We start from the raw sequence: 11,512 nt of genomic DNA on the forward strand, positions 1-11,512 counted from the left end.
CTTCACACGTGGTTCTTGACGACGCCAGGCGTCTGCCCGTTGGCTTTCGACCACCTCGTCACGATGCATCCCCCATCGGAAGGCACCACCAGTGATAGCGCGCAACCCCCGTCAGGCCGCCGTCCGGCACCTCTCCATGGCCCTGGCGGTCTCCGTATCGGCCCTGTCCCTCACCGCCTGCGGCGACGGCGGGAGTGAGGACACCGCCGTGAAGAAGGGCAACGACATCACGGTGGGCCTCCTGCTGCCCGACCGGGACACGGCACGCTTCGAGAAGTTCGACTACCCGCTGATCAAGCAGGAGGTCGCCGCCCTCACGGACGACCAGGGCACGGTCCGCTACGCCAACGCCGAGGCCAGCGTGTCCAGACAGAGCGAGCAGTTCCAGAAGATGATCAGCGAGAAGGTCGACGTCATCCTCGTCGACGCGCTGAACTCCAAGACCATCGCCACCGACGTCCAGAAGGCCAAGGACGCCGGCATCCCGGTCATCGCCTACGACCGGCTCGCCGAGGGCCCCATCGACGCCTACGTCTCCCACGACAACGAACTCGTCGGCCAGGTGCAGGGCCGCGCCATCACCGGGGAACTCGGCGAGAAGGCCGAGAAGAGCAAGGTCGTCATGATGAACGGCGACCCCGCCGACCCCAACACCGCACGCTTCAAGGACGGCGCGCTCAGCGAACTCCAGGGCCAGGTCGACATCGTCAAGCAGTACGACACCAAGGAGTGGAAGCCCGCGATCGCCAAGGAGCACATGAAGGAGGCGATCCAGGCCGTCGGGCTGAACGACATCGACGCCGTCTACTCGGCCAACGACGGCATGGCGGGCGCCGTCATCGAGGCCCTCCGGGAGGCCGGTGCCACCAAGATGCCACCGGTGACCGGGCAGGACGCCAACCTCGACGCGGTGCAGCGGATCGTCTCCGGCGAGCAGTACATGACCGTGTACAAGTCCTTCCTGCTGGAGGCGACCAACGCCGCGAAGATCGCGGTGGCCAAGGTCCAGGGCCGCACGATCGAGTTCGCCGCGCTGGCCCGGCAGACGGTCGACAGCCCGACGCAGAAGAACATCCCCGCGATGCTGGTCCCGGTGGTCGCCCTCACCAAGGACAACATCGAGGACACGGTGATCACCGACGGCGTCTACACCGTGAAGGACATCTGCACCGCCAAGTACAAGGCGGACTGCGCGGCCATCGGTCTCGAGTAGCCGAAGCGGTGGGCGCCGCACGGGTCTTGACTTCGCAAGACCCCCGCGCGACAGTCCCCACCCCTTTCGCGTTCTCGTCAGGCTGGAGCGGCCATGACCACACGTACGGACACCGTCGCCGAACCCGGGAGCGCAGCAGGGCTCCGTGCGGCGACGGCCGGAGCCCCGTCCCGCAGACGCCTACTGGCCGGGGCCGCCGGCGCCGGCCTCGCGGTCGCCACGGGCGTGCACCAGAGCGCCCGGGCAGCCGACTTACCCCCGCTCGGCACGTACGACGTCGTCGTCATCGGCTCCGGCGCCGCCGGCATGACCGCCGCGCTGACGGCCGCGCGCCAGGGCCTGAGCTGCGTCGTCGTGGAGAAGGCCCCCACCTTCGGCGGCTCGGCCGCCCGCTCCGGAGCCGGCATCTGGATCCCCAACAACCCGGTGCTCCGCGCGGCGGGGGTGCCCGACACCCCCGCGAAGGCCGCCGCCTACCTCGCCGCGGTCGTCGGCCCGGACGTCCCCGCCGACCGGCAGCGGGCCTTCCTCACCCATGGTCCGGCGACGATCTCCCTCGTCATGGCGAACAGCCCGCTCCGGTTCCGCTGGATGGAGGGCTACAGCGACTACTACCCCGAGCTGCCCGGCGGCCTGCCGAACGGCCGCTCCATCGAGCCGGACCAGCTCGACGGCAACCTCCTGGGCGCCGAACTGGCCCGCCTGAACCCGCCGTACATGGACGTCCCCGCCGGCATGGTGGTCTTCAGCGCCGACTACAAGTGGATCGCCCTCGCCGCCGTCAACGCCCGGGGCGCGGCCGTCGCCGCCCAGTGCCTCGCCCGCGGCGCGAAGGCGGCGACGCTCGGCCAGAAGCCCCTGACCATGGGCCAGGCGCTCGCGGCGGGTCTGCGGGCCGGGCTGCGGGCGGCCGGGGTCCCGGTCTGGCTGAACACGCCCCTGACGGACCTGCACGTCGAGAACGGCACGGTCACGGGAGCCGTCGTCACCCGCGACGGCGCTCCCGGCCTGGTCCGCGCCCGCCGGGGCGTCATCGTCGGCTCGGGCGGCTTCGAGCACAACGCCGCCATGCGGCAACGCTTCCAGCGCCAACCCATCGGCACCGAGTGGACCGTCGGGGCCAAGGAGAACACCGGCGACGGCATCCTCGCGGGGGAGCGGCTCGGCGCGGCGCTCGACCTGATGGACGACGCCTGGTGGGGCCCGGCCGTCCCGGTCCCCGGCCGGCCCTACTTCTGCCTCGCCGAACGCACGCTGCCCGGCGGGCTGCTGGTGAACGGCGCGGGCCGCCGCTTCGTCAACGAGGCCGCGCCCTACAGCGACGTCGTGCACACCATGTACGACGTCCACGACACCGAACCGGCCATCCCGTGCTGGCTGATCGTCGACCAGAACTACCGCAACCGCTACCTCTTCAAGGACGTCCTGCCGACGCTGCCCCTGCCCGACACCTGGTACGACTCCGGCGCCGCCCACAAGGAGTGGACCCTGGACGCCCTGGCGGCCTCGATCGGCGTCCCCGCGGCGGCCCTGCGCGCCGGCGTCAGCCGCTTCAACGCCCAGGCGCGGAGGGGCGAGGACCCCGACTTCCACCGCGGCGACAGCGCCTACGACCACTACTACACGGACCCGTCGGTCCTCCCCAACTCCTGCCTGGCCCCCCTCTGGCTCCCGCCGTACCACGCCTTCCGCATCGTCCCCGGCGACCTCGGCACCAAGGGCGGCCTCCGCACGGACGCCCGGGCCCGGGTGCTGCGCGAGGACGGCTCGGTGATCCCGGGCCTGTACGCGGCGGGGAACGCGAGCGCGGCGGTGATGGGCCACAGCTACGCGGGCGCGGGCTCGACGATCGGCCCGGCGATGACGTTCGGCTACATCGCGGCGCGGGACATCGCGGGGGGTTTGTAGGGGCGGGGGTGGGGCGGGGCCGGTGTCGGGGCTGGTGGCACGGCCGGGGCCGATGTCGGCGGCGGCCGGTGTCGGAGCCAGGGCCGGTGTCGGCGGCGGCCGGTGCGGGAGGTGGCCGGGAGCGGCCGGTGGTGTGGTCGGCAGTGTCGTAGGCGGTGGGGTTCGGCAGCGGGCCCGCTCAGGGAGCGCCCGCCCGGCTGCGGGGTTGCCCGGGTGCCGCGTGTGGGGTTGCGGGGGTCGCCCGGGTGTCGCGCGCGGGGTTGGGGGGATGCCCGGGTGTCGCAGGGGAAACTTGGGGGTCGCCCGGGTGTGGGGTTTGGGGATGCCCGGGTGCCGCACGTGGGGCTCGGCGAGGCCCGGCGGCCTATCGCCCCGCCTTGCGGGCCACGAGGCTCGCCTGGGCGACCGGCTCGCCGCTCGTCTGGTCCGGCTCGCGCACCGTCCGCTGGCGGACGGTGAGACCGGCTGCTTCCAGCAGCGCCGCGACGTGCTCCGGCCTGCGGCGGCGGAAGGTCAGCGCCACCGGGTGGCCGAAGGCCTCCTCGTAGTGGCGGGGTTCGTCACCGCACTGGAAGCCCAGGAGGAGATGGCCGCCGGGGCGCAGGACACGGTGAAAGCCGGCGAAGAGGGCGGGCAGGTGCTCCTCGGGTGTGTGGATGGTCGAGTACCAGGACACGACACCGTCGAGCGAGCCGTCCGGCAGGTCCGGCTCCTGCATCGAGCCCTGCACGAACCGCAGGTCGGGATGTTCGCGACGGGCGACCGCGAGCATCGACTCCGACAGGTCCAGCCCGAACACCGACAGCCCGCGCGACGCCAGGAACGCCGTCACCCGCCCGGGCCCGCACCCCAGGTCGGCGACCTCGCCGCCCTCACCCACGAGCCCCGCGAACCCGTACAGCACCCCGAGGTCCAGCGGCGTCCCCGCTCCCAGGTCACCGAAGTGGACGGCGTACGCCTCGGCGACGGTGTCGTAGAACCTGCGGGTCTCGATCAGGAAGTCAGCATCGGCCATGGCCGCAGACCCTAACGCGAGTCCCTGTCCCTCCGCCCCGCGCGTACCGGCCGAACCGGCGCGTGGCCCTCGCACCCCTCAGCCCTCGCGCGGCCCCTCATCTCCCCGGCCCTCGCCCGACGGGCCGAGCTCCCGGCCCGCCCCCGGCTCCCCGCCCCCCTGCTCCGGCTGTGTCCGCCCCGCGCCGATACCCGCCCCCGCTCCGATCGCCGTGCCGAAGCCGGTGCCCAAGGCCAGTCCCAGGCCGAGGTTGTCGAAGACGGTCATGCCGAGTACGAGGCCTATGGCCGTGCCGAGGGCCAGGCCTATCGACAGGCCCGTGGCCAAGGCCTTGCCGGCGGGGGAGCCGTCCTGGGTCTCGTCGACGGGGGTGCCGTCGGCTTTCCCACTGTTCTCCGGTTCGTCGCGCATCCGCCCATCGTCGCATGGCCGGAATTCGCCGGGAATTCACCGAGCGGAAGGGCCCGAAAAGGGCAGGGGCCCCGTCGCCTGGCGGCGCGGGGCTCCTTGGGTACTGCAAATCAGACCGGCGTGACGTTCTCAGCCTGCGGGCCCTTCGGGCCCTGCGTGACGTCGAAAGACACCTGCTGGTTCTCCTCGAGCGAGCGGAAGCCGCTCGCGTTGATCGCGGAGTAGTGGACGAAGACGTCGGGGCCGCCGCCCTCTTGGGCGATGAAACCAAAGCCCTTTTCGGCGTTGAACCACTTCACGGTTCCGGTAGCCATAAGCCCTCCTTGGGCCCAAAAGGGTTGCCCTGCTCCAGAACCAGCAAGTGTGAAGATGAATTCCGCACAAGTGCATATGTCTGAGAATGACGAGAGCCCGCGGTCACATGCTCCGCAGGCTCTGTACTGCAAGGGAAACCAAACTGCAACTTGCGACGAGCCTAGCACGCAGGCCGTGGAATGCAATAGGGGTCTAGATCACGTCACCCGAATGTTTGAACGTCCTCCGGCCGACTGGCGGAGGGGGGCTCACCGAGGCCCGCACCCCGACCGCGGGCCCGCGCGCCGGTCCGCGCGCCCCGAGGGCTAGCCTCACGATGTGGACAATCCTCGCACCCGGCCGCGCGTCGGCCACATCCAGTTCCTGAACTGCCTGCCCCTGTACTGGGGGCTCGCGAGAACGGGCACGCTCCTCGACTTCGAGCTCTCCAAGGACACCCCGGAGAAGCTCAGCGAGAAGCTGGTGCAGGGCGAACTCGACATCGGTCCGATCACCCTCGTCGAGTTCCTCCGGCACGCCGACGACCTGGTCGCCTTCCCCGACATCGCCGTCGGCTGCGACGGCCCGGTGATGTCCTGCGTGATCGTCTCGCAGGTCCCCCTGGACCAGCTGGACGGCGCCCGTGTCGCCCTCGGGTCGACCTCCCGCACCTCCGTCCGCCTCGCCCAGCTGCTCCTCGCCGAGCGCTACGGCGTCCAGCCGGACTACTACACCTGCCCGCCCGACCTGAGCCTGATGATGCGGGAGGCCGACGCCGCCGTCCTCATCGGCGACGCGGCGCTGCGCGCGAACATGCTCGACGGGCCGCGTTTCGGCCTGGCCGTGCACGACCTGGGCGCGCTGTGGAAGGAGTGGACGGGCCTGCCGTTCGTCTTCGCGGTCTGGGCGGCCCGCCGCGACTACCTGGAGCGCGAGCCCGTCATCACCCGCCGGGTGCACGAGGCCTTCCTCGACTCCCGCAACCTCTCCCTGGAGGAGGTCGGCAAGGTCGCCGAGCAGGCCGCCCGCTGGGAGGCCTTCGACGAGGAGACCCTCGCCCGCTACTTCACCACCCTCGACTTCCGCTTCGGCGACCCGCAGTTGGCGGCGGTCGCCGAGTTCGCGCGGCGGGTCGGCCCGACGACCGGCTTCCCGGCGGACGTGAAGGTGGACCTGCTCCAGCCGTGAGCCGGGCGGCGCTCCGGCACTCCTCTTCTGGAGAGCGCAGGCGTGCCGGGGCCGGGAACGTCCCCGCGGGCCTACGGGGCCGCCCCCGGTCACCGCCTCACCCCGGGATGACGACCGTGCGCAGCTCGCCGTCGCCGAGGTGCAGCATGCCCTTGCCGGGGACGACCTGGCCGCCGACCATGCCGCGGTTGAGGCGGACACCGACGAGGTCGCCGCTGGAGGACTCCTGGGGGGAGAGCAGGATGCCCCGCCGGGCCTTCTTCGCGTCGACCTGCCAGCCCGAGAAGCCGCTGCACACGTCCTCCTCGTCACCGGCGATGACGAGCGCGAGCCCGCGCTCGGCGCCGCGGGAGACCAGCTTCTTCATCTGGCTCTCGGCGTCGCAGTCCTCCAGGAGCTCACCGTCGTCGACGAGAACGGCGATCGGCTCCTCCAGGGACGCCTGGTCGATGAGCTCCTCGAACTCGTCCTCGTCGATGTCGTCGCCGGTGAAGACCTTCAGCACGCCGTCCGTGCCGTCGAGTCGGCGGAGCGGGGACTGGCGCGGGGCCGCGACGACCAGACGGGTGCCCTGGGACAGGAACGAGTGCGCGAAGTTCATCATCACCGTCGAGCGGCCGGACTTGGCAGGGCCCGCGACGACGAACGCCGGTACGCCCTCGGCCAGATCGGGCCCGAAGCCGATGATCTCGTCGCCACCGATGCCGACCAGACCCCACAGACGCGAACGGGACGCCTCCGGGTCGCGCAGCTCCCAGGCCTCCGGGAAGGAGATGCGGCTGGGCAGGCTGTCGACGCGGAACGGGCGGCGCGAGCGGGGGACGGCGGCGTCGCGGGCCGTGGCCGCCTCACCGATCGCCGCCAGCGCCGCGGCCTGGCCCTGACCGGTCGTGTCCTGCGCGAGCAGCGCGAACTGCGTCTCCGTACCGAACTCGTTGCGGAACGCACGGCCCGGCGGGATCTCCTCCGGCACCTTGCGCGCCGGGATGCCCAGCGCCGAGAAGTCGCTGCGGTCGGCGAGCCGCAGCCCGTACTTGTCCTCGGTGAGGGCCGCGATCCGGCCCACCAACAGGGTCCGGTCACCCGTCAGCACCAGGTGGATGCCGACGCTGGCGCCCTCGCGCATCATCGTCTGCAACTCGTCGGTCAGCGAACCGTGATCGACCTCGCCGAGGGTGGGCACCCAGCCCTCCCAGCGGTCCAGCAGCACCACGATGTGCGGCAGCCGCTCGTCCTCGGCCACCGACGCCCGCTGCTCCCCGATGTCCGCGAAGCCCTTCTCCGCCAGCACGTCCTGACGGCGGCTCATCTCGCCCTTGAGCCGGTTGACCAGCCGCACGACCCGCTCGGTCTGGTTGCGGTTCACGACCGCACCGCAGTGCGGCAGCCGCGTCAGGGCGTTGAGCGCGCCGTTGCCGCAGTCGATGCCGTACAGGTGCACGTCGGCGACCGAGTGCGTACGGGCGAGGGAACCCGCCAGGGTGCGCAGCACCTGGGAGCGGCCGCTGCGCGGGGCGCCGCCGATCATCAGATGGCCGAAGGAGGAGAAGTCCACGACGACCGGGCGGCGCGACTGGCTCGCGGGCAGGTCCTCGACGCCGTACGGCGCCGGCGGCAGCTTGCCGGGACCACCGGCGAACGCGGGCACCTCCACGTCGTCCAGCAGCAGCGTCTCGTCCAGGGCGGGCAGCCACGGGCTGTGCTGCGGCGGGATGCCGAGGGAGCGGTTGGCGTCGCGGATGGTGTCGACGAGAACCTTCAGATCGGTGATCTCCTCGTCCTCCCGCGACTCCGCCTTCGGCTTGACCAGCGCCGCCCGCCCCAGATCCTCCCAGGTCAGCGGGCCCACCCAGGGCATGAGCAGCGCAGGGTCGGCCGCACCGGGCCGACGGCCACCCACCCGGCCGGACTGGAACGGCACCAGCGAGGCGTGCCCGAGCCGGGCGTACGCGCGACCCGGGGTGTTCTTGGAGATGTGCCCCGCCTCGGGCGAGTCGATGACGTCCGACGACTCGCCGCCGTCCGTCACACGCAGCGCGATACGGAGGTTGGTGTTGGCGCGGATCTCGGGCGACACGACACCCGACGGGCGCTGCGTCGCCAGCAGCAGGTGGATACCGAGGGAACGACCCCGCTGGGCGATGTTCACGAGCCCCGTCACGAAGTCCGGCAGATCACGCACCATCGAGGCGAACTCGTCGATCACGATGAGCAGCCGGGGCACCGGCCGGTGCGACGGATCCCGGCGCACCAGGTCCTGGTAGTCCTCGATGTCCTTGGCGTCGGCCGCGGCCAGGATGTGCTCGCGCCGGTGCAACTCCGCACCGAGCGACTCCAGGGCCCGCTCCACCAGATGGGCGTCGAGGTCCGTGACCATGCCGACGGTGTGCGGCAGATGCACACAGTCCTTGAAGGCCGCGCCACCCTTGTAGTCGACGAGCACGAACGTCATGTTCTCCGGCGTGTTCGCCACCGCCAGCGCCGCCACGATGGTCTGCAGCAGCTCCGACTTACCCGAACCGGTCGTACCCGCGATCAGACCGTGCGGCCCGTCCTTGCGGATGTCGATGCCGAACGGCCCGTCGTACGACTCACCGATGACGGCCAGCGTCGACTGCCCGCCCATCCGCCAGCGGGCCACGATCGCGTCACTGGTCGGCGGCTCCAACTGCAGCACGTCCAGCAGCCGGCTCGACCCGGGCAGCGCCGAGTCCTCGGTCTCACCGCTGATGTCCCGCAGCGGCGACAACGACCGGGCCAGACGCAGGCACCAGGCCGCGGAGACGAAGTCGGGCCGAACGTCCGCCAGCCGCTCCGCACCGGCCTCCTCGACCCGCAGCCGCAACCTCTCGCTGCGCTCGGCCTGTTCGGGCCGGGCGGTGCTGTGCCAGGCCTGGAACGAGGGGAACCCACCGGCGGCCTGCTGGGACGGCTGCACCTGCTGGGCGGCCGGCTGAAGCTCCTCGGCCTTCGGCTCGGCCACGACGTACGCCTGGCACTCGCCGGGCAGAAACCGCTCCTCGGCGTCCAGGCAGATCGCGAACATGGACACGGACGGCCCCTCGCGCAGCAGCCGCACCACACCCGGCAGCGACCGCAGCCGCCGCGAGCCGTCCCACACGACGACGATGTCGGGGTCGCTGAAGCTCGAGTTGCCCTGCGACTTGTTCTCCTCGGCGGCCTTCTTGCGCGCGTCGAGGATCTGCGTCAGTTCGCCGATCCGGGCACCGACGGTCTCGGCGTCCGTCCCGATCAGCGCGTTCACGTCCTGCCCGCCGGACGGCCGGGCGTGCGGCAGCCAGCGCACCCAGTCCCACGACTCCCGCGCCGCGTTGTCGCTCAGCACGTAGAACTGCACGTCCATCGGGCTGTGCAGGGCCGCGGTCTGCGCGACCGCCCAGCGCCCGAGAGCACGGGCGGAGTCCCCGGGGCCCGCCAGACCGACGACACCCAGCGTGCGCAGATGCAGCGCCACCGGGGCGTCCTCGATCTTCCAGGTCACCTGACGGCGGTGGTCGTCCTGCTCCGGGTCGTCGAGGACCACCTCGGACGGCAACCGCCCGGTCCCGAAACGGATCAGAAGGTGATCGCGGTCGGTGCGCCGCCGCTCCCACAGACGCGTACGCGGCCCCGTCCCGAGGGCGAGCACGGTCGCCGGGTCGGGTATGGCCTGCCGCCGGTCGTTCCGCTCGGCGACCAGCGCGTCCTGGGCGTCCTTCTCGATCCGCTCCTTCTGCTCCTCGTACTCCTTGACCTGCTTGGCGTGCGACTTACGCCCGTGCTTCTTGTCGTTGTAGTAGTTGGCGAAGAGCAGGATCGGGCTGAGGCCCGCCATGATCAGGTAGTACCAGCGCTGGAAGATCATCACAGCCACGGCGGCACCGACGAGAGGCGTCAGCGCCATCAGCCAGGGCAGCGGCCTGGCCTCGTACTCGCGCGGCGACGACGGCAACCGGAAGTTGGTCTGCCGCTCGGCCGGACGCAGCCGCGGGGGCCGGTTGTAGTCCAGACCGACACCGTCGTCGGACCACTTGAGAGCGGCGTTCGGAGGTGTGTAGCGGGTCAGTTCGAGAAGGGTGTTGCCGAGCCCGATCTGAGCGCCGAGCGGCCACTCGGTAGGGCCGGTCCCCTTCTCTTCCCTCTTCTCCGGCGCCTTCTTCTTGTTGCCGCGCTTCTTGTCGCGCTTCTTGCCGCTGGGCTCGTCCTGGTCCTCGTCCTGCGCGAGGGGGGTGCCGTCGAGGGTGACGTGCTCCTTGTCCATGTGCACGGCGACCTGGCAGGTGCCGTCGGTGGCGACGGAGAGGGTGAGGGCCCGGGCGTCCACCTCGGGGTCGTCGACCCGGACGTACGACGCCGCGCCGCTGCCGATGTCGTAGCGCCCGACGCCCAGCCGGTGCACGAACCCGGCCGCCGGCCCGCCGACGACCCGCAGTTCGACGAGCCCGGTCGGCTCCCCCGGAAGACACCCGGACGGATCCTGCAGACTGACCACGGCACCCTCACGCAGGGGCGATCCGACGACGGTGGCGCCGGGATCGACCGCGTACCCGTCCACGTACACGAGGGGCGCGTTGTTCGCCGGCGCGTGCCGGTGCTGCCCGAGCGGGATGACCTGCGCCCCGCTGTGCCCCACCTGCTTGGCCAACTCCTGCGCGATGTCCCCCACGGTGGACTCAGGATCGGCATCGAGCACCACGTCGGCGGTGCCACCGCCGTACGGGTCGACGACGGTCAGAGTCAGGCGCACGACTTGTCCTCCCCGTGCCACTGGGCCGGTGTGGCCGCGTGGTGTCTGTCGCTGGTCCGCTGTGCTGTGCGCGTGCTGTGCGGTTGGCGTGCTGTGCTGCTCGCTTCAGTCACGCGGGTCACAGTGGTACAGGGACGATATCCGCTCGGTACGACGGCGGGGCAATGGGGAGGCGCCGTGACGTTCCCGATGGCAACGGCGTACACGCTTTCACGACGGCTCGTTCACAAGCCGGGGATGTGGCCCCACAGGCCACACCCGTAAGCTGCTGACGCAAGAGCGGACGATCACACCGGTAGCCGGCTGTGACCGGCAACTCGGCTTCCGGGTCGGTGAGTCCGCAAACAGGGAAGCCACGGGGGTTGGCCCTGCGGCGTTGCGAGAGGGAGCGGCTTCATGGCCAAGGACCTGGATATCACTTATCAGGACATGCGGGATGCAGCCAAGCATGTCGTGAAGGAGAAGGAAAAGCTCCAGGAGAGGCTCGAGGGCCTGAAGAAGTACATCAACAACCTCGTGCAGGGCGGCTACGTCACGAAGAGCTCGTCGAAGGCGTTCGACGAGAACTTCGACGAGTTCGTCCGCGGCATGAAGGACACGCTGGACGGCCTCGACGGCATGGGCGACTACCTGACCATGGCCGCGGACAAGTTCGAGCAGATCGACGAGGAACTGGCCAAGCAGGCTCGGAGCAAGTGACGGTCTGCTAGAAGATCTACGGCGATGGGGCGGGCGC

The 11,512-nt window shown here is 71.1% G+C and carries 8 protein-coding genes; 4 read left to right on the forward strand and 4 right to left on the reverse strand.

Annotation, left to right across the window (positions count from 1 at the left end):
* Positions 1-91: 91 nt before the first annotated feature.
* Positions 92-1,213 (forward strand): sugar ABC transporter substrate-binding protein, encoded by a 1,122-nt coding sequence (locus tag QNO09_RS29715; RefSeq protein ID WP_283973340.1) that lies wholly within the window; start codon positions 92-94, stop codon positions 1,211-1,213.
* Between the two features lie 93 nt (positions 1,214-1,306).
* Positions 1,307-3,121 carry a 3-oxosteroid 1-dehydrogenase gene (kstD, locus tag QNO09_RS29720; protein ID WP_283973341.1) on the forward strand — a complete coding sequence of 605 codons (1,815 nt, stop codon included), beginning with the start codon at positions 1,307-1,309 and terminating at the stop codon, positions 3,119-3,121.
* A 364-nt stretch (positions 3,122-3,485) separates the two neighbouring features.
* Here kstD and QNO09_RS29725 read toward each other — a convergent pair whose 3' ends face one another.
* From QNO09_RS29725 to QNO09_RS29735, 3 genes are all read right to left on the reverse strand, one after another.
* A complete protein-coding gene (locus QNO09_RS29725) occupies positions 3,486-4,136 on the reverse strand; it encodes a class I SAM-dependent methyltransferase (protein WP_283973342.1) in 651 nt (216 codons plus the stop codon).
* 78 nt (positions 4,137-4,214) lie between these two features.
* On the reverse strand, positions 4,215-4,547 hold the full coding sequence (locus QNO09_RS29730; RefSeq protein WP_283973343.1) for a hypothetical protein: 333 nt from the start codon (positions 4,545-4,547) through the stop codon (positions 4,215-4,217).
* 110 nt (positions 4,548-4,657) lie between these two features.
* Positions 4,658-4,861 carry a cold-shock protein gene (locus QNO09_RS29735; RefSeq protein WP_003992177.1) on the reverse strand — a complete coding sequence of 68 codons (204 nt, stop codon included), beginning with the start codon at positions 4,859-4,861 and terminating at the stop codon, positions 4,658-4,660.
* A gap of 319 nt (positions 4,862-5,180) precedes the next feature.
* Here QNO09_RS29735 and QNO09_RS29740 point away from each other — a divergent pair, with 319 nt between their 5' ends.
* Positions 5,181-6,029 carry a menaquinone biosynthetic enzyme MqnA/MqnD family protein gene (locus QNO09_RS29740; RefSeq protein ID WP_283973344.1) on the forward strand — a complete coding sequence of 283 codons (849 nt, stop codon included), beginning with the start codon at positions 5,181-5,183 and terminating at the stop codon, positions 6,027-6,029.
* 97 nt (positions 6,030-6,126) lie between these two features.
* Here QNO09_RS29740 and QNO09_RS29745 read toward each other — a convergent pair whose 3' ends face one another.
* Complete coding sequence (locus QNO09_RS29745) at positions 6,127-10,776, reverse strand: FtsK/SpoIIIE domain-containing protein (RefSeq protein ID WP_283973345.1); 4,650 nt, start codon at positions 10,774-10,776, stop codon at positions 6,127-6,129.
* A gap of 396 nt (positions 10,777-11,172) precedes the next feature.
* On the opposite strand from QNO09_RS29745, the gene QNO09_RS29750 reads away from it, so the two are divergent.
* Entirely contained in the window at positions 11,173-11,475 is a 303-nt protein-coding gene (locus tag QNO09_RS29750; protein ID WP_283973346.1) for a WXG100 family type VII secretion target, read from the forward strand.
* Positions 11,476-11,512 lie beyond the last annotated feature (37 nt).

Origin of the sequence: Streptomyces sp. 378 (assembly GCF_030124145.1) — a bacterium.
Taxonomy (GTDB): Bacteria; Actinomycetota; Actinomycetes; order Streptomycetales; family Streptomycetaceae; genus Streptomyces.

Bases quoted from the DNA above. Each gene is read 5' to 3' on its own strand.
- kstD (WP_283973341.1), top strand. From the start codon at position 1,307: ATGACCACACGTACGGACACCGTCGCCGAACCCGGGAGCGCAGCAGGG.
- QNO09_RS29725 (WP_283973342.1), bottom strand. From the start codon at position 4,136: ATGGCCGATGCTGACTTCCTGATCGAGACCCGCAGGTTCTACGACACC.
- QNO09_RS29730 (WP_283973343.1), bottom strand. From the start codon at position 4,547: ATGCGCGACGAACCGGAGAACAGTGGGAAAGCCGACGGCACCCCCGTC.
- QNO09_RS29735 (WP_003992177.1), bottom strand. From the start codon at position 4,861: ATGGCTACCGGAACCGTGAAGTGGTTCAACGCCGAAAAGGGCTTTGGT.
- QNO09_RS29750 (WP_283973346.1), top strand. From the start codon at position 11,173: ATGGCCAAGGACCTGGATATCACTTATCAGGACATGCGGGATGCAGCC.